Source organism: Phocaeicola sp. GP0067 (assembly GCF_031119655.1).
GTDB lineage: Bacteria > Bacteroidota > Bacteroidia > Bacteroidales > Bacteroidaceae > Phocaeicola > Phocaeicola vulgatus.
Genome location: NZ_JAVHZY010000004.1, coordinates 150,477 through 173,202, shown reverse-complemented (window position 1 = coordinate 173,202; position 22,726 = coordinate 150,477). Strand labels below are relative to the sequence as shown.

At 46.0% G+C, this 22,726-nt stretch carries 14 protein-coding genes; 3 read left to right on the top strand and 11 right to left on the bottom strand.

Translation table 11 applies throughout. The features are described from left to right. Positions 1-56 precede the first annotated feature (56 nt). Positions 57-2,210, top strand: a complete 2,154-nt coding sequence (locus RE317_RS05145; RefSeq protein ID WP_303266204.1) for an alpha-N-acetylglucosaminidase — start codon at positions 57-59, stop codon at positions 2,208-2,210. Between the two features lie 171 nt (positions 2,211-2,381). Here RE317_RS05145 and RE317_RS05140 read toward each other — a convergent pair whose 3' ends face one another. From RE317_RS05140 to frr, 7 genes are all read right to left on the bottom strand, one after another. Then, positions 2,382-4,040: an amino acid permease gene (locus tag RE317_RS05140; RefSeq protein ID WP_074783700.1), complete on the bottom strand. Its 1,659-nt coding sequence runs from the start codon at positions 4,038-4,040 to the stop codon at positions 2,382-2,384. 88 nt (positions 4,041-4,128) lie between these two features. Next, on the bottom strand, positions 4,129-5,448 hold the full coding sequence (locus tag RE317_RS05135; protein WP_005839834.1) for a TolC family protein: 1,320 nt from the start codon (positions 5,446-5,448) through the stop codon (positions 4,129-4,131). Further along, a complete protein-coding gene (locus RE317_RS05130; RefSeq protein WP_011965367.1) occupies positions 5,445-8,480 on the bottom strand; it encodes an efflux RND transporter permease subunit in 3,036 nt (1,011 codons plus the stop codon). The genes RE317_RS05135 and RE317_RS05130 overlap by 4 nt, the downstream gene beginning before the upstream one ends. A gap of 19 nt (positions 8,481-8,499) precedes the next feature. Then, positions 8,500-9,576 (bottom strand): efflux RND transporter periplasmic adaptor subunit, encoded by a 1,077-nt coding sequence (locus RE317_RS05125; protein WP_005849123.1) that lies wholly within the window; start codon positions 9,574-9,576, stop codon positions 8,500-8,502. An 86-nt stretch (positions 9,577-9,662) separates the two neighbouring features. Next, complete coding sequence (locus RE317_RS05120) at positions 9,663-10,682, bottom strand: M28 family metallopeptidase (protein ID WP_117695948.1); 1,020 nt, start codon at positions 10,680-10,682, stop codon at positions 9,663-9,665. A 13-nt stretch (positions 10,683-10,695) separates the two neighbouring features. Continuing rightward, positions 10,696-11,628, bottom strand: coding sequence for a ribosome small subunit-dependent GTPase A (rsgA, locus tag RE317_RS05115; RefSeq protein ID WP_022508873.1), 933 nt, complete (start codon positions 11,626-11,628; stop codon positions 10,696-10,698). Between the two features lie 120 nt (positions 11,629-11,748). Then, positions 11,749-12,309 carry a ribosome recycling factor gene (gene frr / locus RE317_RS05110; protein ID WP_005839846.1) on the bottom strand — a complete coding sequence of 187 codons (561 nt, stop codon included), beginning with the start codon at positions 12,307-12,309 and terminating at the stop codon, positions 11,749-11,751. A 238-nt stretch (positions 12,310-12,547) separates the two neighbouring features. Here frr and RE317_RS05105 point away from each other — a divergent pair, with 238 nt between their 5' ends. Next, positions 12,548-14,128, top strand: a complete 1,581-nt coding sequence (locus tag RE317_RS05105) for an ATP-binding protein (RefSeq protein WP_117709469.1) — start codon at positions 12,548-12,550, stop codon at positions 14,126-14,128. A gap of 403 nt (positions 14,129-14,531) precedes the next feature. Continuing rightward, positions 14,532-15,050, top strand: coding sequence for a histidine phosphatase family protein (locus tag RE317_RS05100; RefSeq protein WP_016270944.1), 519 nt, complete (start codon positions 14,532-14,534; stop codon positions 15,048-15,050). Positions 15,051-15,072: 22 nt separating this feature from the next. Here RE317_RS05100 and RE317_RS05095 read toward each other — a convergent pair whose 3' ends face one another. The 4 genes from RE317_RS05095 to pyrH form a co-directional block, all read right to left on the bottom strand. Next, positions 15,073-18,330: a DUF4450 domain-containing protein gene (locus RE317_RS05095; protein ID WP_117873575.1), complete on the bottom strand. Its 3,258-nt coding sequence runs from the start codon at positions 18,328-18,330 to the stop codon at positions 15,073-15,075. Between the two features lie 24 nt (positions 18,331-18,354). Continuing rightward, positions 18,355-20,463, bottom strand: coding sequence for a glycoside hydrolase N-terminal domain-containing protein (locus RE317_RS05090; RefSeq protein ID WP_303266205.1), 2,109 nt, complete (start codon positions 20,461-20,463; stop codon positions 18,355-18,357). A 54-nt stretch (positions 20,464-20,517) separates the two neighbouring features. After that, a complete protein-coding gene (locus RE317_RS05085) occupies positions 20,518-21,756 on the bottom strand; it encodes a glycoside hydrolase family 105 protein (RefSeq protein WP_117873571.1) in 1,239 nt (412 codons plus the stop codon). Positions 21,757-22,013: 257 nt separating this feature from the next. Continuing rightward, positions 22,014-22,724, bottom strand: coding sequence for a UMP kinase (pyrH, locus tag RE317_RS05080; RefSeq protein WP_005839859.1), 711 nt, complete (start codon positions 22,722-22,724; stop codon positions 22,014-22,016). Between the last annotated feature and the right edge of the window lie 2 nt (positions 22,725-22,726).

The window sequence follows — 22,726 nt, the reverse complement described above, 5'->3', positions numbered from 1 at the left end:
GGCGAGGGGGCTGTTCTGTTTTTTATTTAATTGGTGTTATCCGTTACCTTAATAATATGATGAAAAAACTACGATTGTTGTTTGTGCTGTTATGGATGACAAGCAACTTATTTTCTTCTCCTGTTACAGGATTATTAGAGCGCATCGACAAAGGAGCTTCCTCCAAATTTATTATTGAACGTCAGAAATCGGAAACTGATTTTTTTGAACTCGATCAGAAAGGTGATAAAGTAATTATCCGGGGTAATGACTATGTAAATATTGCTACCGGATTGAATTGGTATTTGAAATATTATGCAGGCATACATCTTTCTTGGAATGGAATGACTGCAAAACTGCCTGCTGTTTTGCCTCCTGTGACTAAAAAGGAACGGCATGAAACGGATCTGCCCTATCGTTATGATCTGAATTATTGTACTTTCTCTTATTCCATGGCTTTTTGGGACTGGGAGCGTTGGGAAAAGGAGATAGATTGGATGGCGCTTCACGGTATCAATCTTTCCCTGGCATTGACAGGGACTGAGTCGGTTTGGAGAAATGTACTTCTAAAACTGGGATATACTAAGGATGAAATTAATGAATTTGTAGCCGGACCGGGTTTTACAGCTTGGTGGTTGATGAATAATCTGGAAGGGTGGGGAGGACCTAATCCTGAAAGTTGGTATACCCGTCAGGAAAAACTTCAGAAGAAGATTGTAAAAAGAATGCGTGAATATGGCATCGAACCTGTGTTGCCGGGATATTGTGGCATGGTTCCTCATACTGCAAAGGAGAAATTAGGATTGAATGTTGCTGATCCCGGATTTTGGTGCAGCTATCATCGTCCTGCCTTTTTACAGCCGGAGGATGAGCGCTTTGAAGAAATCTCTGCTTTGTATTATAGAGAACTGACAAAACTGTATGGAAAAACAGGTTTTTACGCTATTGATCCGTTTCATGAAGGGGGAAGTACTCAAGGAGTAAATTTGGATGCAGCCGGTAAAGCCATCATGAAAGCCATGAAAAAAACAAATCCGGATGCTGTGTGGGTGGCTCAGGCATGGCAGGACAATCCTCGTACTCCGATGATAGAGCATCTGGAAGCAGGAGACCTGTTAGTCTTGGACTTGCATAGCGAATGCCGTCCGCAATGGGGGGACCCGGCGTCAGAGTGGTGTCGTAAAGGAGGATACGGGCAGCATGAGTGGGTGTACTGCATGTTGTTGAATTTTGGTGGTAACATTGGGCTTCATGGTAAAATGGATGCGCTGATTGATGGCTTTTATGACGCGAAAGCAGATGTTCATGCCGGAAGGACATTGCGTGGAGTAGGGATGACTCCGGAAGGTATTGAGAACAATCCGGTTATGTATGAGCTGGTGATGGAATTGCCATGGCGTGAACATCGGTTTACTCGTGATGAGTGGTTGAAAGGATACGTACATGCTCGTTATGGGGTAGAGGATGAGGCTTTGCAACAAGTTTGGGATTTATTAGGTAACGGTATTTATAATAGTCCCAAGGAGAAGATACAACAGGGAACGCATGAATCTGTATTCTGCGCTCGTCCGGGGTTGGATGTATATCAGGTATCCAGTTGGTCGGAGATGAAAGAATACTATAATCCTCAGGATGTGATAGAGGCTGCCCGACTGATGGTTTCTGTGGCTGATAAATATCAGGGTAATAATAATTTTGAATTCGATTTGGTGGATGTGCTCCGGCAGGCATTGGCAGAAAAGGGGCGTTTGATGCAAAAAGTAACGGCTGCGTTCCGGGCAGGAGACAAGCAAGTATTTGAGTTGGCTTCACAGCATTTTCTGCATCTTATTCTATTGCAAGACCAGTTGCTGGGTACCCGGAAAGAATTCAAGGTTGGAACTTGGATTGAAGCGGCACGTTCAGCAGGACAGACCCAGGAAGAAAAAGCATTATACGAATGGAATGCACGTGTTCAGATTACTACATGGGGAAATCGTGTAGCGGCAGATCAAGGCGGACTTCGTGATTATGCTCATAAAGAATGGAATGGCATTTTGAAAGATTTCTATTTTATGAGATGGAAGGCTTATTTTGATTATTTAGCTTGTGTCCTGGATGGAAAGCAACCGGAGGAACTTGATTTTTATACCTTGGAAGAAGCATGGACTAAAGAAACAGGATTCTATTCCTCAATTCCTGAAGGAAATACTGTGGTAGTAGCTAAAAACATTTTTGAAGAAGTTTTTTAAATGTTCTTTTACTATGGATAACTTAAGACTTTCATAGGTTATAAGGCTTGATTATGGGTTCAGAACCGATGGGTATGAAACTATGATAACTTTATTCACGGTAGGGGGTGGATTGAATTTACCCCTTACGGTGAATGAAAGTTATGGAAACAGATAGCGTGTGGAAAATGCTTATTTCTTCTTCTCGGATGTCTGTTTCCAGATACGTACCATATAGAATGCGCAATGTGTGAACGCAAAGGCGAACGAAATAGCGAGCAATGTCTTGTCTTCTTCCCAGCCTACTGTCTGTTGATGCCACAATCCTGTAATAACTGAAAGTACAGACAGGGCGATTCCTGTCATATTCAATATGGTGAGTCCTTTGCGTCGTTTTACGTTATGCTCCAGCTTGCTGTGTTTTACTCCATAGCAGGCATAAACATCCAGACCTATCAGCATCCATAATACCAATCGGATCCAAGTGTCAGCCGGAAGAAACAACATCATACAAAGGCAGGTAAGGATGCCCAGAATCGGTACCGTGGGAACAAAAGGAGTTTTAAAGGCACGATGTACGTCAGGCATACTTTTACGCACGATCAATACTGCCGCGCAAACCAATGTGAAGGCGAATAAGGTACCTATACTGGTCATTTCTCCGGCTACACGTGCCGGAACAAATGCTGCCAGCCCTCCTACAATGACCATGAATAACAAATTACTGTGTGCCGGTGTCCGGTATTTCTCGTGAATCTTTGAAAAGAAAGGAGGCAACAGTCCGTCGCGGCTCATACTTAGAAATACACGGCTTTGTCCTAGCAAAGTTACCATAATAACCGAGCAGTAACCAAACAGGATAGCCAGTACGATGGCCCGGTTCAACCACGGATAATCCGGATGAATTACTCCTGTGGCATCTGCATGTCCCATGTGGTCAATCGCTACGGCAACAGGTGCGATACCTTGTTGTCCTGCAAAGTCAGAATAATGGGCAACTCCCGTCATTACGTAAGCAAACACCATATAAAGAATGGTGCAAATCAGCAGGGAACCTAGAATGCCGACGGGCATATCCCGTTTCGGATTTTTTGTTTCCTGAGCGGCTGTACTTACGGCATCAAAACCAAGAAAGGCGAAAAATACAATCGCTGCTCCACGCAATACACCCGAGAATCCGAACTCGCCTAAAGTACCAGTATTGGCAGGGATATAAGGAACATAATTCTCTGCATTAATGTATTTCCATCCTAATACAACGAAAATAAGAATCACTGCCACTTTCAGGAACACAATGAAGCCGTTAAAGATAGAACTTCCTTCTGTTCCACGAATCAGAAAAATACTCATCAGCACTACAATCAGTGCGGCCGGTATATTCACAATACCTCCGTCCCAGGGACAAGCAGCAAGTGCATGGGGGATATTTATCCCCACTCCTTCCAGAAAAACAACGAGATATCTGCTCCAGCTGATACTGACGGTAGTAGCGGCAACAGTATATTCCAATACTAGATCCCAGCCGATAATCCATGCTATAAGTTCGCCCATTGTAGCATATGAGTATGTATAAGCACTACCTGCTACAGGTATCATGGAAGCAAACTCGGCATAACATAAACCGGCAAAGCAACAACCTATTGCCGCTATGGCGAAAGATAAAGTAATGGCAGGCCCTGTGTATCCTGCGGCTACTGTTCCGGTGATGGAGAATAATCCGGCACCGATGATAACACCTACTCCTAATGCGATCAAGCTCCATGGTCCCAAGACTCTTTTCAGGGTCTTGTTTCCAGATTCATTGGCTTCGGCTTGTAATGCAGCAAAAGGCTTCTTGATAAATAATCCCATATCTTTTTACAACATATTTAGTGATAATTGTGTGCAAAGGTACGGATAACTGCCCTGAATTACAAGCTATAAGTAAAGGCTATAACGATTATTCGAGATATTTCGTTATTCTTCCACTTAGTTGGAGCAGGGAAATTTCACAGACTTTGGTGTTATATTCAGCAGACAAAATACGTTCTTCCGCATCAAGCAGGCTCTTTTGGGCTTCACGCATCTCGATACCGGAGAGATCTCCCAACAGATAACGTTCTTTGGCTATTTCATGGTTTTCACGGGCGGCAACCAGATTCTGGCGTTCCAAATTTAATAAACGTAAATTATTGCGATAGGCCTGCCACAGATTGCTTAAATCCGCTTTCAAGCCCAATTCCAGCTGTTCTCTTTCCAGTTGCGAGTTACGTATTTGCAGGCTGGCATTGCGCTTTTCACGGCGACGGTTACCATCCCATAGGTTAATGCCTACGGTAATTCCTCCGTTTAGTCCCCAATTGCTTCTCCGGCTGGTGGCGTTTGTTTCATATTTGTTGAATGTATAGCCATAACCGGCGTTCAATTTCACATAGGGATAATTACGGGATAGAACCTGACGGTAATCCAATTGGGCAATTGTTGTATTTTGATCAGCTTTCAGCAGGTTGGCATTCGTCTTGAGGGTGGATTCCCATAATTCATCGTAATTCAGCGCATCATTCACTGTTATAATGGAGTCATTGACACGTAGCGGTCGGTTGACTTCCTGTACGGCCATTAACTCGTTCAGGTTGATACGTGAGGTAACCACCAGTTCCTGTTGTTTCATATATTGTGCACTGTCTGCATTGAAGTCCACTTTGGCTTGTTGATAATCCAGCCGGGAAAAATTACCGATATGGTATCGTTCTTCTACAATGCGCAGGCGTTCTTTGGATAAAGACACAGCGTAAAGGAAGTTCTTCAGACGTATTTCCTGTTGTACATAATTATAGTATTCGGCAGTGAGTCCCGCTATGAAGTCTTCAAGGGTAATACGCGTGTTGGTTTCTCCCTGGCGTTCCAGTTCCTTCAGTTTTTTGTAGGTGGTGCTGATATTGAATCCGTCGAACAGAGTCCAGTTTACATCCAGTCCGGCCTTTAAGGTTTGGTCGTAGATGTTTCGTTCACTGGCTGTAGTGCCTGTACTTCTACTCTTGGTATCCGTATTGTCCAACGTTCCTGTATATCCGGCAGACAAATCAACAGTCGGCAGATAACCGGCATTTGCTAATGTGGCATTGTTATGGCTGATCTGTTCTTCATTACGGGTGATACGTATGGAATAATTGTTTGCAAGTCCTTCCTCCAGACATTTTTTCAGCGTATAAGGATATTGCGCATAGGTGGAAGCCACCCATGCAGTACAGATACATAAAGTTATAATGATTCGTTTCATACAGTTTCTGTTTTAACGTTTCGGTTGGTAGATATATAACTATAAATAGCCGGTACGATATACATGGTCAGGAAAGTAGATACTAACATTCCTCCCACAACAGCCGTACCCATGGCAATACGTTGGTTGGCGCCTTCTCCTGTTGCGAATGCCAGCGGGATCAAGCCTAATACGGTAGAGGCACTTGTCATGAGAATAGGGCGCAAGCGTTGCAAAGCGGCATCCCGTATGGCCTGCATCTTGTTTTCACCGGATTCTTGTTTCTGATTGGCAAATTCCACAATCAAGATACCATTCTTTGCTACCAGACCAATCAGCATAATAATACCGATCTGGCTGAATATGTTCATGGTAATGCCACCGGTATACATGAAAATCAGTGCTCCTGCAATGGCCAGAGGAACGGTAAGCATGATGATGAAAGGGTCCTTGAAACTTTCGAACTGTGCCGCCAGAATAAGATAGATAAGTATCAATGCCAGAATGAAAGCAAACATCAGGCTGGATGAACTTTCCCGATAGTCTTTGGAGTCTCCCGACAAGGCGGTACGGAAAGTTTCGTCCAAAGTCTGGGCGGCGATTTTATCCATTTCTTCCAAGCCTTGTCCGATGGTCTTTCCATCTGCCAGTCCGGCAGATACGGTAGCGGAAATAAAACGGTTGTAGTGGTACAATTTAGGAGGAGCTACGGATTCTACAAATTCTACCAGATTGTCCAATTGAATCATTTCCCCTTTGTCGCTTCGTATGTAAATAGATTTGATATTGGCCGGTGTATTACGTTGTTGGCGGTTTATCTGACCCAAAATCTCATATTGTTTTCCATTCATATAAAAATAGCCCATACGTTGTCCGCTGAGACCGTATTGCAGTGTTTCGGCTATATCACGCACGGTGGCTCCCATTGTACCTGCCTTATCACGGTTAATATTCACTCTCATTTCCGGGCTGCTGAACTTCAGGTCCACGTCCGCCATCTGGAAAGTAGGGTTGTCATATACTTTGCTTAAAAAAGCCGGTAATACTTTCTCCAGTTTTTCTATACTGACAGCTTGTAGTACATATTGTACGGGCATACTTCCTCTCCGTCCGCCGAAAGAAGACTGTTGTTGCACAAAGGCACGTGCTTTCGTCTTGTTGCGGATGGCCTGTGAGATACGTTCGGCAACTTCCATCTGGGTGTAATCACGATCTTTGATATCTTTCAATGTGATACGTATATTTCCACTGCCACTGGAAACACGTGCGGTTACAGATTCGGCATCGGGTATAATAGAATCTACCAGATTGTTGATATCTTCCGTATAATCACGGATGTATTCATAGCTGGCGCCTTCGGCTGCACGGGTATTGATACTTATTTGCGACCGGTCTTCCATCGGAGCCATTTCAGCGGGTATCTGGACCCAAAGTACTCCGATGGCTATCAACATAATCACTGTAACAGGTATTGCCCATATGCGTCTTTTAAGAAAAGCGTTCAGTGAACGGGCATATATGCGGTTCATACCTTCAAAGAAAGGCTCTGTCTTTTGGTAGAACCATCCCTGTTTTTCCCGTTTTATCAATAGCTTGGTTGCCAGCATAGGGGTGAACGTTAATGCGGCAAAGGAAGAAATGATGACCGAACCTGCCACAACGAAACTGAACTCACGGAACAGACGTCCGCTGGTTCCTTCCATAAATACGATGGGCAGGAACACTGCCACCAAGGTGATAGTGGTGGAGATAACAGCGAAGAAAATTTCTTTTGCCCCTTCTATTCCTGCTTCGAACGGACGCATACCTCGTTCTATGCGGATATAGATATTCTCTGTCATAACGATGGCGTCATCCACTACCAAACCTACGGACAATACCACCGCCAGCATGGTCAGCACATTGATGGAGAAACCTGCTATGTACATCACAAAGAAAGCTCCGATCAATGAAACCGGAATCACGATGCAGGGAATCAGTGTCACGCGCCAGTCGCGCAAGAACAGGAAAATGATGATGATAACCAGTACGAACGCTTCATACACCGTACTTTTTACTTCATCAATGGAAGCGCGGATAAACTTAGTGTTGTCAAAGCCATAGCTGTATTTCACATCGTCGGGCAAGTCCTTCTTCATCTGCTCCATACGCTGGTATACGGCATCGGCGATTTCGATATGGTTGGCACCGGGTTGTGGAATGACAACGACACCTACCATCGGCACTCCGTTCATTTTCATGTAACTCTTGATATCTGCCGGACCTAGTTCGGCGTAACCGATATCGCTGAAACGGACCACTCTTCCGCCTACTTCTTTTAATATGATGTTATTGAATTCTTTAGCGGTGTGCATTTGTCCCATGGTGCGTAAGGTCAATTCTACGGTATTACCTTCAATGCTGCCCGAGGGGAGTTCTATATTTTCATTGGTTATCGCGTTCTTTACATCTACCGGAGTAATGCCATACCCTGCCATCTTGGTGGGGTCGAGCCATAGGCGCATGGAGTAACGTTTTTCTCCCCAAATAGATACGCTGCTTACATCCGAAATGGTTTGCAGTTGTTCTTTTACGGTCAAGTCTGCTATTTCACTCAGTTCCAACAGAGAGCGGCTGTCACTTTGGATAGCTACCATCAGGATAGGCGTTGCATCGGCATCAGCCTTGGATACAGTAGGAGGGTCACAGTCGCGTGGCAGGTAACGTTGTGCGCGGGACACTTTGTCACGTACGTCATTGGCGGCAGTTTCCAAATCGACGGATAATTCAAATTCCACTGTGATACGGCATTGCCCTTGTTGGCTGACACTGGACAAAGAACGGATTCCCGGAATACCGTTGATGTTTTGTTCCAAAGGCTCGGTTATCTGATTCTCGATTACATCGGCATTGGCACCCGAGTAACTACAGGTAACAGAGATGATCGGATTATCTACCGAAGGATATTCGCGGACTCCCAATGTATTGTAACCGATCAGTCCGAAAAGTAATATGATGATGGTAAGCACGGTGGCAAGCACAGGCCTACGGATACTAAGTTCGGAAATATTCATAAAAGTATTTTTTTAGTTGTTAGTTAATGGCCTGAAGTTCCACAGGCATTCCCTTACGTAATTGCAGTGTACCCGATGTCAGGATGGTATCACCCACAGACAATCCTCGTACAATCTGTACTTCGGCTTCGGTACGGAGTCCTATAATAACATCTACAGGGTCTGCAACTCCGCTACGATAAACAAATACTTTATTTTTACCCATTTCGGGGACAATCGCTTCGGATGGAATCGCTATCGCGTCTTCTATTTCTTTTTGTTTTAATTGAATATCTGCATATCTGCCTGCCAGCAGTTCGCCGTTGCGGTTGGGGTAGATGGCACGGATGTTCAATGAATGGGTTTCCATATCTATACTGGATTCGGTTGCATAAACCTGTGCATGATAGGTATCCAGTTTTCCTTCTACTTTGAACTCCAGATTAGTCCCTTTTTTTATTTCCCGGGCATAACGTTCCGGTACGGCGAACTCTACTTTCAATGGAGTCACTTTGGTCAGTCTGGCTACTACAGTGGTGGGGGAGGCGTATGCTCCCGTACTGACCTGCCTCAATCCGATGATACCGTCGAATGGTGCGCGGAGTTCGGTCATGTCAATGTTGGCTTTGATATTTTCGATATCAGCGTTAAGGGTGGCAAGTTCGGTTTTTACCTGTTCGTATGCTTCTTTACTGACCGCATCTCGTTTTAACAGGGCGTTTTGGCGGAACACACGGTCTTCGGCTAAAGGTATTTGTGCTTCCAGACGTTTTAACTGAGCCTGTAACTGCCGGTCGTTTACTTTGGCAAGTAATTCTCCTCGTTTTACCAATGTGCCTTCTGTGAAAAAAATATCGGTGATCTTTCCGGAGGTTTCAAAAGACAGACTCACTTCTTCGTCAGGAACCAGGCGTCCGGTCACCAATATTTCATCTGTCAGCAAGTGTGGTTTTATGACTTGTGCATTGACTTTCAATGTGCGTTGCTTGTTTTCTTTAGGCAACGCGTCGGCGGCTGTCAGTTCTTCATTTTCGTGAGGGGTAAATTGATAGATGCCTAGTCCGGCCAAGCCGGCTCCGATTAATATAATGATGCCCCATTTGATTCGTTTGTTCATGTGCCTTTCTATATGGGTTTAATAAATACGTTAATGTAAGATTAGATAAAAAAACGTGGCGTTCAGTTTAAACGCCACGTTCTTTTTTAATATTTTTTTTCGTTTGCCAGTTTCCACATCGCAAGGAAAGAGGCTTTGGTTATATCGACTATCTTCAGCCAATTGATTTTCTGTGTTTCATCTCCCGGAAGGTGATAATCGGGATGGGCATCAGTGTGATACCATATAATAGGTATTCCCAGTTTGGCGAACGTGCCGTTGTCGCTGCCTCCCACCGGATTGTCCCAAGCCCGGTAGTCAGGGGATAACTGCAAGCGGTAATCCTCAATATCTTTTTTCAGCCAGTCACCGAAGGCCTGATGGGCTGCGGTATAGAAGTAAACGAAATAATCGGGCTGGTCCTCCCGGCTGTTACGTCCTATCATGTCATAGTTCAAATAGGCTTTTACCTTTTTAATATCCGGATAGTTCATGGCGAAATAACGGGAGCCCAGCAATCCCTTTTCCTCACCATCCCAAAAGGCGAAGATAACGGTACGTTCCGGCTGCTCGCCGGTAGCAAGAAAAGCACGGGCTACCTGTAATACGGCTTGAACGCCTGATGCATTATCATCTGCACCGTTATAAATCTGATCTCCTTCCAGCATCGGATCGTAGCCTATGTGGTCGTAATGTGCACCGATAATGACAATTTCATTTGGATTCTTTCCTTCTATTTTACCTAAGATATTACGTAATGCCAATTTTTGATGTACCACTTTTTTCAGTTCCGCAATAGAATCGGGATGTACTTGCCAGCGTTTCCCTTTCACTTGCCGTTCAGCATGATACACGTCAAAGGGCTGTATATAGTCTCCGTCCAGTGGCTTTATTCCCATCTGTTTCAGGCAGGAAATGATATAATTGCCTGCAATGCGTCCACCTTTCCATCCGGCTTCGCGTCCTTCCAGTTCGTCACAGGCCAAAAAGCCGATATGTGCTTCGGCTGTGGCACGGTTAATGGTTTCTACTCCTTTTTTTTCAGGAGCTACTTTTTTAGGAGAAGCGGCATTCAGCCCGGTGGTGCATAATGCAAACAGTGCAATAGCTAAGAGGTGTTTTTTCATAAAGTTGTGGTTTTTAGTAAGCGGCGCGATACTTGCCTTCTTCCTTGTCTTCCAACATATTCAGGTAAGAAGCATAGCGTGACTCGCTGATTAGATGTTTCTCCACTGCATCGCGTACGGCGCATCCGGGCTCGTGCCTATGGGTGCAGTTTCCATACTTGCAATGAGCGGAATATTCAAATATTTCTTTAAAGTAATGTCCTACTTCCTCTTCTTCCATATCGAATGTTCCGAAACCTTTGATACCCGGAGTGTCGATGATGTATCCGCCGCCGTCTACCGGGAACATTTCGGAAAAGGTTGTGGTATGCATTCCCTTGTTATGGTAATCGGATATTTCACCTGTTTTCAAAGTTTGTTCAGGTAAAATGGCGTTGATTAATGTTGATTTCCCTACTCCTGAGTTGCCGGAAAGCAAAGTGACTTTCCCTTCCAGGTCTTTTTTCACTTCATCTGTACCTATGTTGTTCAGTGCGGAAACTTTGAAGCAAGGGTAACCGATGTATGTGTACAGGTTTATCAGAGCATCCATATAGCGTGTATCATCCTCATTATACCTGTCTGTCTTATTGAATATCAGTTTGACGGGTACACGGTATGCTTCCGCGGTGGCTAGAAAACGGTCAATGAATATAGTTGAGGTTTCGGGATAATTAATTGTAACAATCAGCATACATTGATCCAGATTGGCTGCCAGTATGTGCGATTGTTTGGAAAGGTTGGAGGCGCGCCGGATGATATAGTTCTTGCGGTCTTCTATCTCACTGATGAAGGCGGTTCCTTCATTGTTGATAATGATTTGTACATAATCTCCTACAGCAATGGGATTGGTACTCCGAATACCCTTTAAACGGAAATTTCCTTTGATCTTGCATTCGATGGTACGTCCGTCTTCTGTTTTGACAAGATACCAGCTGCCTGTGTTTTTTATTACTAGTCCTTTCATAAATTAAAATGAAGAATGAAAAATGAAGAAAGAGGAATTGGACCGCACGGACAAAAGCAAGGCTGTGCAGGACAATTCTTCCTTCTTCATTATTATTGCTTCATTATTTTAAGTTCTTCATTAAACCGTCATAATTTCTTTATCTTTCTCTGCCAGAAGTTCTTCAATCTTCGCGATATATTTATCGTGTACTTTCTGAAGTTTGGCTTCCGCATTCTTTTGCTCGTCTTCGGGCATACCCTCTTTAACGGCCTTTTTCAGTGTGTCTATAGCGTCACGGCGTGCGTTGCGTATACTTACTTTTGCGGTTTCGCCTTCGCCTTTACATTGTTTGGCCAGTTGCTTGCGGCGTTCCTCTGTCAATGGCGGAATACCCAAACGGATAATTTCACCGTTGTTTTCGGGAGTGATGCCCAGATCAGAGTCCATGATAGCTTTTTCGATGATACGGAACATACTTTTGTCCCATGGCTTGATGGCGATACTGCGTGCATCGGGAGTAGTCACGGCAGCTACATTACTGATGGGAACCATGCTTCCATAAGAGTCAACACGAATGCCGTCCAGCAACCGGGTACTGGCTTTTCCTGCACGAATGTGCGCTAAGGCTTCTTCCAAATACATAACGGCCATGTCCATTTTCTCTTGTGCGTCGTTGATGCAAGTTTTTGCGTCTATCATACTGTTCTGTTATTTAAGTTGTTTATTGATTCGTTTTAAGTGAAACAAAAGTAATTTATTTTTTGATTATCTGCAATAAAAGAGAGATGATTTTATATTTCTAACGGCTCTTTACCTTATCATCACCAGTTTAAGTTGTTGGGGCTTTATTAAAAACAAATGAAAAGTTTTTGTGTTTTATCGGATAACAGCTATCTTTGTTTCTATCCCATAAGCAGAATTAGAAAACAATGAGAATATGGAAGAAAATTACAGACGATACTCCATAGGTATACAGAATTTTGAGCAGTTGCGTAACCGGAATTGTGTATATGTAGACAAGACCGAACTGGTTTACCGATTGGCTAACACGGACAGTGTGTATTTTCTGAGCCGTCCGCGGAGGTTTGGGAAAAGTTTGTTGGTATCCACTCTTGAGGCTTACTTTCAAGGGAAAAAAGATTTGTTTAAGGGGCTGGCCATGGAGCGTCTGGAAAAGGCCTGGAACGTGTATCCGGTATTCCATATTGATTTCAGTCTGACTAAATATACTACCCTGTTCGATTTGCAGGAACAGTTGAATCTGTTTTTACTTCGTTGTGAAAAGGTTTATGGGGCGGAAAAGGAGGAAAAGACTCCTGCTGCTCGTCTGCAAGGTATGATCCGCCGTGCGTATGAACAGACCGGTCTGCCGGTCGTTGTCCTGATTGACGAATACGACGCTCCTCTTTTGGACAGTAATTTCAACATCCCCTTGCAGCAGGAGCTTCGGAATGAACTGCGTAAGTTTTTCAGTCCTCTCAAGGGATTGGGGCAATACCTTCGTTTCCTCTTTATCACGGGAATCAGCAAGTTCAGCCAGATGAGCATCTTCAGTGAGCTGAATAATTTGAAGAACATCAGTATGCGGGATGACTTCAGCGCGATATGCGGCATCACCGAGCGGGAGTTGCTGGACGAGCTTCGTCCGGACATTGAGCGGATGGCTTTGGCGAACGGCGAGACGTATGAAGCTGCCTGTGCGCATCTGAAGCGGCAGTATGACGGGTATCATTTCAGCAAGCATTGTGAGGATATTTACAATCCTTTCAGTCTGTTCAATGCCTTTGATGCAAAGGAGTACAAGAATTTCTGGTTCTCTACCGGCACTCCTGCTTTCTTGATTGATTTGTTGCAGGAAACGGATTTTGACGTGCGCCAGCTGGAGGGGGTGGAGGCTACAGACGAGCAGTTTGATGCCCCGACGGAACGTGTAACTAGTCCTATCCCCGTTTTATATCAAAGTGGTTACCTGACGATCAAGGGATATGATCCCGAGTTCCAGGTGTACCGGCTGGCCTATCCCAACGGGGAGGTGCGTAAAGGTTTCATCGAGTCCCTGTTGCCCGCTTACCTTGAGTTGCCGGGTCAGAGCAGTACTTTTTATGTCGTTTCCTTCATTCGCGATCTTCGTAAGGGAGATATAGAGAGCTGCTTGGAACGTACGCGTTCTTTCTTTGCTTCCATTTCCAATGATTTGGAGAACAAGACGGAGAAGCATTACCAGACCATCTTTTATTTGTTGTTCCGTCTGATGGGGATGTATGTGGACAGCGAGGTGAAAAGTGCGGTGGGGCGTGCGGATGTGGTCATAAAGATGCAGGATGCCATTTATGTGCTGGAATTTAAATATGACGGTACGGCCCGGGAGGCATTGGCGCAGATAAACAGCAGGCTGTATGCTGTTCCTTATCGCAAGGATGGCAGGCGCATCGTGAAGGTGGGGATTAATTTCGACAGTGCCACCCGTACTATCGGGGACTGGGTGATAGAAGTGGAAGATACGGTGGATAATTTGTAGCTTGCAGGCGGAGTGACATTTCGAAGGTGGCTGTCTGCTTTTGATGAATACTTAAGCCTTTTTCCCCTGTATACTAAGTCTTTTCTACTGCATGATTAAGCTTTTTCATACGGTAACCTACTACAGACTCCGATAATGGACTGTATAAACTATTGTAGTGGACCGTACGGTCTGATGTAACAGACTGTACAGTCTACTGACGGAGTCTGTAGTAGGTTACCGCATGAAAGGCCTTAACTGTACGGAAGAAACCCCTTAATCTACGGGGAGAATACTTTTATAGGCAAGATTGTTATTTTTTTATCATCTGTCTGAAGATTGCTTTTCTTTGGAAAGGAGAATAAGAAGGTTGCCCTTTTGAAGTAAATCTGGCCGGTAAGCATTATCTTTGCATTAAAAAAAAATGATATCTTTATATTTAGCCCGTCACGGGCAGACAGAAGAGAATATCGCCCGTATTTTCCAAGGACACATGCCGGGCACGCTGACTGTTGAAGGAATAGCACAGGCTGAAGCGCTGCGTGATACTTTGCGGGACATCTCTTTGGATGCAGTGGTCTGTAGTGATTTGAAACGGTGTGTGGATACGGCCCGCATCGCGGTGGAAGGTCGGAACCTGCCTTGGGAGAAAACAGTCTTGCTGCGTGAAATCGATTGGGGGAGTTGGACAGGTCTTGCCATTAAAGAAGTTGATTTGCAACATTTTCCGGCAGATGTGGAAACGGAGGCGATGCTCTATGAACGTGCGGGGCGTTTTGTGGACTACTTGAAAGAGCGATATGATGGAAAACAGGTGTTGGCAGTCGGGCATGGACTGATAAACAGGGCGGTACAGGCACACATTCAAGGAGTGACTTTGGAACATTTACGTAGTGTGCCAAAGATGAATAATGCGGAACTACGCCGGTTCAAGTTAACGTAATTCCGCATTGAATAACACGTGGTTATTGCAAAGTGATTCCCATGATTCCTATCACCACATCATTGGACAGGGTTTCCAGGGTCAGCCCTTTTAGTTCCTTGGAATGATCCAAAGGAATATCGAGCAATATGCCTGCACCACCTTCTATCTCACGTCCATATACGCCGGTGATGTTGAGTTCCTTACCCAGATCACGGCTTATTTTACCGCTTTTCAAGTGCAGACGGTACGGCCGGGGAGCAGTTGCTTGGAATGCTTTGCCGTCCACATAGAAATCTTGTTCTATAGGACACCAGTTGTCCGGATTGGTCAACTCCGTTGCTTGGGAAGTTCCGTCTGCATAGTGTATGCGTATTATTCCATTGGCAATGTGGCACTGCATGTGGTTGGTACTTCCCGCCATCAGCAGATAAGCATGTGAGGCAGTGCCGGATAGTGAGATGGTGGAACTGTCCGGGTAATTATCCCATAGGGAGGTGAAAAGAATGTTGTTTCCTTTTTCTTTCAGACGGAAGGGGATGCCTAAAGACGTTTGGAAAGTATCATGATGTACAAGACTGCGTAATTCCGAGTCGTCTATGGTAGCACTCAGCAGCGGATGACACCATTCTCCTATTCCCTGTGTGGGAAGTTGCAACGTAGTGTATGGAGACCGGGGAGACAGGTATTCATTTTGATATATATCGGTGACGGAAGCATTCAGTTGCCGGTCAAAATCAACCATCCGGCATTTTTCGGGACGGATATCTGCAAAGTCTGTATAGGAGGGGGATTCCCGGACGTTCTCTATATAGATATTAACAGGTTGCCACCAATCCATTTCTCCCTGATGGGTGTAAACAAAGAAAGTGTGGTGTCCCGGTTCACCTTTTATCTGTGCGTTGAAAGCGGTGGCTTCTACAGTGTGATTTGCTAAAACGCTCTGAGGATCATATACTTGGGAGATGGATGCTCCCGAAGGTATTTGCAAAGCCAACTTCCCGTTTGAAGTGATGACTGGTTCCTGGACTGCCAACGTGTGAAGTGGTGCTCCTTCCCATTCGATGGTAATGGTGGTTGAAGATGTTCCTTCCGCCTGGATTGAAAGAAGAGGATAGCCATGGGCCGATTCGATGGATTGCCATGTGGCAGGGACACCGTTCACTTTTACTGAACGGATCTTCTCTTTTCTGGCATTGACGTGCAATACCGGATGGAGAGGAGTCTGGAACCGTTGTGTGATATGATAGGTATCCGTATCTTCTTTCCGGGTAAAGCGATAGCTTATATCGGGAGTGCTGACGGAAGCCTTGTCCCAGTCGTCCGGGAAGCCCGGCCGGAGGATGATTTGCTGGTTCAGGGCATCCGGCAGGATACCGAACAGACCTTGGATCAGTACTCGTGAAGCGACTCCGATGGGATCACCGAAATCGCGGTAGCATTCTCCGCGTGCGGCATCATAGAAGCTGATCTGGCCGAAGTTACCCGGACTGTCTCCTAGATACATGCCGTCCAGAACAGAGCTTTTCAAAAGTTTGTATCCGGCGTCGGCACGTCCGGCCTGGAAGTATGACAATGCGGTATGCATCACTTCGGCAAAGGCGACATTATTGATGCTCCATGAGTAGGGCAGCCAGTTGGTGGTGGCGATAGTGGCATAGCCATTCTCTTTTAATCCATGGGCTGTGACGGGAATATGAGGAATGGCTGTGTCTACATAACGGGTAGCCTGATAGGCTTGGAACGGATTGGCTGTTTCGCTGTCTATAGCATGATAAATGGTCCATACAGCGGCACTTTCGTGTACTCGCTTGTGACCCATAAAATCTTGATATTCCGCCCAATGTCCTTTGTCGGGAAGCCATAGCCTCTCGTTCATGGCTTTCAGAATCTTTTCGGCTTCGTTGCGGTAAGGAGTGGGATCCTCGCCTATCTTTTCTGCCAATTGGGCCGCTGTCTTGTTGGCACGGTAGTTATAAGCCGATGAATGGGTGACTGCTCCGCTATTGTAATAAAGGGCGTCACTGGCCCAAATACAGGCGTATGCGTCATACAGCCCGTCGTTATCCGGGTCGTAGTTCAGCTTTTCCCATGCGAGGTGACGGGTGATGACAGGCCACATTTGGCGGACATAATCCAAGTCCCCCGTCCACTTGAAATGCCATAACAATTCGTCTATGTAGCAAAGGTTCATGTCGTAGTGGTGCATCTGATTATTGCGGTGCGGATTACGGCAGATGTATCCGTTACTGTATTGGGGTGTACCCCATTTCTTGACGGAACGTGCCAGATGCAGGGCGGAATCTTGTGCCGGATGGGGGAGGGTGTTGGGCACTTCGGTGACCTGACTTGCCGCGTATGCGTTGAAATGGGTCCGGGCACGGTCATGCCATCCCAAAACATCGCCGGTATAGGCGGCTCGCCAGCCACTGAGGGGCATTCGCCAGCCTATGGCACCGTGTAGCCACACTTCGCCGTCCCAGATTCCATCGGCAGCCATAGCCAGCGTGCTTCCTAAGGTGTTGAAATAAGGGTCGGGTGTTTCAATGCGGATGCGTGAGGCTGTTTCGGAGCGGGCGGCTTCTGCCTTTTTAAACAGGTTTTCGCCTTCGGCAGTCGTCAGTGTGCGTAGTTCCTGGTTTTCCAATAGAATATAAAGTGTTCCGTCTATCTGTACCGGGAAGGATTGTAACTGTTGAGGCTGGAGAGGAGCTTCGAAACTGTCGGCTGGGTCGGCTCCCATGTCTCCGTTACGGTTTAGTTTGGAATTACGTATCTCTGAAATGGATGCCAGTAGAACGGGATGGAATTCCTTGAAATTCCGGGCGTTGAATTGCCAGATGGCCCCTTCTTTATCGGGAAGTGCCCATGTGGTAATGGATAAGCTTCCGCCTCCGAAAGCCGGATCAGATAAACTGTAGCTGCGGCGTCCCGCTGTATAACGGGACTCGCAGTGTTCGGTAGAGTCAAGGGCTACCGTTCCTCCGGAGGTTTGCAGTTTAAAGCAGATGTGCTTCGGATTCTCCTTGGTATAAGCAGCGAATACGGGCCGGTCGCTTGTTTCCAGCCGGAATGCTGTGTGGCTGCCGTATAAGGCACGGGTAAAGCGATTCTTACCGTTGATGCAGACAAAATCGTCTCCGTCAGGGGTATATTGCAGGCTTCGGGTGGCATTCCGGCGATGTTCGTTGTACGAAGTGGATTCTATGAAATCGCCTATCTTTTGTGGCTGTTTGGTTTGTCCTGCGCCGGAAACGCTACCGATGCCCAACAGGCATAGAAGTAAATATGTCGTTTTCATGATAATAACTGCTAACTCCTGTTCTTACGGTAACGGCTGTAACCCTTCCCAGCGTACATTCCATTTGCCATCTTTCGGAAATCCGGGATTGTTCCCTTCCGATCCGTCCCATCCGGCGCACATCATGGCGACTGTGGTCAGTAATCCACCGTTGCCGGGCAGGTAAATACGCAGACGCCCGTCCTGGTAATTGTGACCGTTTACCAGATAGGTGTTGGTACGTTTGTCCATCAATAATGCGCTGACTGCCTTTTCGGGCTCACCCATTCGGGCGGCATTCATGGCTGTCATCGGATAATCCCAGCCCCAGGTCTTGTCCCAGTTCCAGTTATCCCAAATCCAGTGCAGGGTGTTTTTCATATATCCGGCATGAATCAGCTGATTCATGGGCAGGATGCCGACAGCGCCCAGCACTGCCATGTGGTCTGAGGTAAAACGGATATCTTTATAGGTATCCACCGCGGTCTCGGCTGCCAGATACAGCTGTTCGTCGTTGTATGCCAGCGGAGATAATTTCTCTATCAGCACATCCCATTCGGGTACACGTTCCATCCCTGTACGTTCACGCCATGTTTGGGCAACTTGCATGGCGAAATGCCAGTGCGAAAGTTCAAAAGGCGGATTGACAGTTTCGGCGGCGCGCAACGTTTCCTGTGCGGGAATAGCGCCTTTCAAGACATAACGGTCGTGCTCTTCCTCGTATGTGGCAAATGAATACATGAATTCGGCGGTTTCCTGTATCAGGCTATTGTATTTTTTCAGTAGTTCTTCCGATGGATTAGCCCGATAGAGCAATTCTGCCAGGTAGATGAGATGAGGCTGTTGCCAGATCAGGAAGCTGCCTACTTTAGAGGGGGCTTCCGTACCGCTGGGATCAGTCATTTTCATCCATCGTATGCCTTTGAAACCTTGTCTTTCCGCTATCTGGCGGGCTATGGGTTCCACGGTTTCATACCAGGATAAAGTGCGGTCCAGTAATTCGGGATGTCCCCATAAGGCGAATTGTGCCTGATGCCACCAGATCATTTCCAAATGGAATTTCCCGAACCAGGAGTTGTAAGTCAGTCCGGTTTCCTGTGGCGGGGTTGATCCGGCACATTGGATGGCGAGCAGATATTGGCTTAATACGACCCGGCGTTCCAATTCTTTGGCACGGACATCCGTACATTGTGAGAAGTCGGCGACAGCTCCCTGTGTCCAGTAATTTTGCCAATGTCCGGAAGAGGCTTGTTGTACTTCCGCAAAAGTCAGGATGGGAGAAGCGGACGCTTGCGGTGTGAATTGGCAGGTGAATGTAAATACACTGTCCGTTGGCGTGAGTACGAAATAGTTTGCACTTTTTTCACTTAGCTTCGCAGTGCCTTCCCAACTGATTGTTACATAATAGGTGGTTGCGTCGAGTGTTCTTTTTAACACGGCCGATTGTGCGTCTTCACTGACCAGGGTCGTGCTATGTTTATCATTCGCTTCCCAATTACAAGCATCGTCACAGTGACCGCCCGTGGGATAGGGGAAGTGGAACTTGATGCCGGCAGGTTGTCGGGCCGACAGGCGTGCGGCAATCATATCACGCTCCGGATGGCAGACTGTCTGAATGTGGTAGGGAGTTTCTTTGAGAGTGAACCGGCTGTTGATGATACCGTTCCACATATCCAGTGATTGCTGTATGTTTTGCACATCCGAGGGACGTACTTCATTTTCTAATTCGAGTCCGATGATACCCAGATGCAGGCGGTGTGGGTTTACACGATACCAGTCGGATGCTTCCTTTGCTCTGCCGGGTTCTTTGGGTTGGGTGGCATATAGCTCTTTGTGCCCGTGGCCGAAGTCATACTCCACCAAGGCTTCCTCCGGTTTATAGTTTTCGGGATTTCCGAAGCTGTGCCATCCCCATTGGCTTTGTGTACCCAGTGGAACTCCGTTTTTATAGACTTCGGGAAAAGTCTGCAATCCTGTAGCATCTACCGTGTAGGCAAATTCTCCGTTTCCTACCGACAGGGAGGATAATGAATCCATGGCAGTCACTTCCGGATTATTGCGTGTTACCAGTGCATGGCGGTCTATGGCTTCCTCTTGGGGAGAGGTGCAAGCGGCCAATGCAAACATTGTCAGAGCATAAATGGTGTGTTTCATTGTATATAGCTAATTTAAAAAGATGGATAATTCTGTTGTTTATGCGATATGATTCTATTTGCCAAGTTGCAGGCAACCCATGATGAAAGGACCGGTAGCTTTGGCATCGTTGTCACGCATCTTTTCGCCAATGTAATATTCAAAGCTTCCGTCGCGGTAAGGAGTGCCGCCCAGTCCGCCTACTTGACAGCAACGGGTCAGCGTCAGAGTTCCGTCGGGGTTTTCGCGAAGCAATGTTTTCTTTAATCCGTTGAAGGCTTTTTCCGCGATGGTCCGGTATCGGGCGTCTATATATCCTTTGTTCACCGCTTTGGCATAAGCATACATACATTGGGTGGTTACGGATGCTTCGGGAAAATTACCTTCACGTTCGGGCTGGTCTATTACCTGATACCATAGCCCGTCTCTTTGATAGTTGGGCAGGCTTTCTGCCAAACCTTGAATCCAACTGATAAGCGAGGCACGTCCGGGGTGGTTGTCGGGAATATAGTCCAGTACATCTACCATGGCCATGAACCACCAGCCTATACTGCGTCCCCAGAAGTTAGGTGAAGTACCGTCTTGCGGATTTGCCCAACGTTGGGATTTGCTCTCGTCCCAGGCATGATGATATAATCCGGTTTCCGGTGAATAGGTATGTTTGTGGCAAAGTGTGAATTGTTTTACCGCTTCATCAATCAGATCAGGACGGTTGAATTCCGCTCCATAGCGGGCTAGGAAAGGAGAAGCCATATAAAGTCCGTCCAGCCACATCTGATGTTGATAGATCAATTTATGCCAGAAGCCACCTTCCAGCGTACGTGGTTGTCTTTTGAGTTGTTCTACCAGTAAGTCCATGGCTGCTTTGTATTTTTCTTTGCCTGTTTCTTTATAGAGGTCGAACAGTACTTTTCCTGAATTGATGTAATCCAGGTTGTAAGTTGACATATCATAAAGGTGGATTTCTCCTTTTTCGTTAATCAAACTATCCGCCCATTCCTCAACATACGTAAAGTAACGTTTGTCACCGGTATTTTTCCACATATCCAGCATGGCGCAACAGCCTACTCCTTGTGAATACCCGAAAAAGAGCCGTTTGCCATGATCCAGCTGATAAGCTTTGGGAAAGCGGAGCATCTCAGAGTCGGCAAAGCGCCGGGCATACGAGTCGGAAGATATGCCGGGAAGGGTTGTGGGGACTGTAGGGAGAGAGGCTACACATACTTCTCCACTGTACGGAATTGCTTTTTGGGCTTGGAGAGACATGGGAGCCATGCAGGCAGTCAATAAACAGATGTAACAGTAATTTTTCATGGTATTTCCTGTCGTTTTTATAGTCTTTGAATGATTTACATTTTTTGCTGATGTAAAAATAGGCTAATTAACGCTATAAGTCCATGAATAATTGTTCATTTAGATGGAAAATCTATCGGTTGAGTCTCTTTTTTAAGGAATATGTGTCAATAAAGAACGAATTTGTGGAAAAAATGGTAAGACAGAGAAAAACTGTTCACCCATCTGTCATTTAGAAGGAAATAAGGAATGACAAATGGATGAACTTGATGAGAAAATCAGTTGTGTACCAGTGTTCCTATATTTTCACCGGTCATTACTTTTTTCAGGTTACCTACTGTGTCCATGTCGAAAACGATAATGGGCAGGTTGTTTTCCTTGCACATGCAGGTTGCTGTAAGATCCATTACTTTCAAACCGCGCTTCAATACCTCATCGTAAGTGATATCGTCAAATTTCGTAGCAGTGGGGTCTTTTTCCGGATCAGCTGTATAAATGCCGTCCACGCGTGTTCCTTTCAACATCACATCGGCTTCTATCTCGATACCACGCAGGGAAGACCCGGTATCGGTAGTAAAAAACGGATTGCCTGTTCCGGCAGACATAATCACAACTTCTCCGTTTTCCATCGCTTCAATCGCTTTCCATTTGTTGTAAAACTCACCGATGGGTTCCATGCGGATAGCTGTCAATACACGTGCCTTGACTCCGGCCGCTCCCAATGCGGAACTCAATCCCAAGCTGTTGATAACGGTTGCCAACATCCCCATTTGGTCACCTTTTACACGGTCAAAACCTTTGGAAGCTCCGCTCAGCCCCCGGAAGATGTTTCCACCACCGATTACAATACCTATTTGTACGCCAAGGTCGTGTATTTCCTTGATTTGTTGCGCATATTCACCCAGACGTTTTTCGTCTATACCATATTGCTTTTCGCCCATCAGGCTTTCGCCGCTCAGCTTCAGTAGAATTCTTTTAAATCTTGCCATAT

What these genes read in the sequence shown, in the direction of transcription:
- RE317_RS05120 (WP_117695948.1), bottom strand. Translation starts at nt 10,682, where the DNA reads ATGAAAAAACACCTCTTAGCTATTGCACTGTTTGCATTATGCACCACC.
- RE317_RS05090 (WP_303266205.1), bottom strand. Translation starts at nt 20,463, where the DNA reads ATGAAACACACCATTTATGCTCTGACAATGTTTGCATTGGCCGCTTGC.
- RE317_RS05125 (WP_005849123.1), bottom strand. Translation starts at nt 9,576, where the DNA reads ATGAACAAACGAATCAAATGGGGCATCATTATATTAATCGGAGCCGGC.
- rsgA (WP_022508873.1), bottom strand. Translation starts at nt 11,628, where the DNA reads ATGAAAGGACTAGTAATAAAAAACACAGGCAGCTGGTATCTTGTCAAA.
- RE317_RS05105 (WP_117709469.1), top strand. Translation starts at nt 12,548, where the DNA reads ATGGAAGAAAATTACAGACGATACTCCATAGGTATACAGAATTTTGAG.
- RE317_RS05130 (WP_011965367.1), bottom strand. Translation starts at nt 8,480, where the DNA reads ATGAATATTTCCGAACTTAGTATCCGTAGGCCTGTGCTTGCCACCGTG.
- RE317_RS05135 (WP_005839834.1), bottom strand. Translation starts at nt 5,448, where the DNA reads ATGAAACGAATCATTATAACTTTATGTATCTGTACTGCATGGGTGGCT.
- RE317_RS05145 (WP_303266204.1), top strand. Translation starts at nt 57, where the DNA reads ATGATGAAAAAACTACGATTGTTGTTTGTGCTGTTATGGATGACAAGC.
- RE317_RS05100 (WP_016270944.1), top strand. Translation starts at nt 14,532, where the DNA reads ATGATATCTTTATATTTAGCCCGTCACGGGCAGACAGAAGAGAATATC.
- RE317_RS05085 (WP_117873571.1), bottom strand. Translation starts at nt 21,756, where the DNA reads ATGAAAAATTACTGTTACATCTGTTTATTGACTGCCTGCATGGCTCCC.
- RE317_RS05140 (WP_074783700.1), bottom strand. Translation starts at nt 4,040, where the DNA reads ATGGGATTATTTATCAAGAAGCCTTTTGCTGCATTACAAGCCGAAGCC.
- RE317_RS05095 (WP_117873575.1), bottom strand. Translation starts at nt 18,330, where the DNA reads ATGAAAACGACATATTTACTTCTATGCCTGTTGGGCATCGGTAGCGTT.
- frr (WP_005839846.1), bottom strand. Translation starts at nt 12,309, where the DNA reads ATGATAGACGCAAAAACTTGCATCAACGACGCACAAGAGAAAATGGAC.
- pyrH (WP_005839859.1), bottom strand. Translation starts at nt 22,724, where the DNA reads ATGGCAAGATTTAAAAGAATTCTACTGAAGCTGAGCGGCGAAAGCCTG.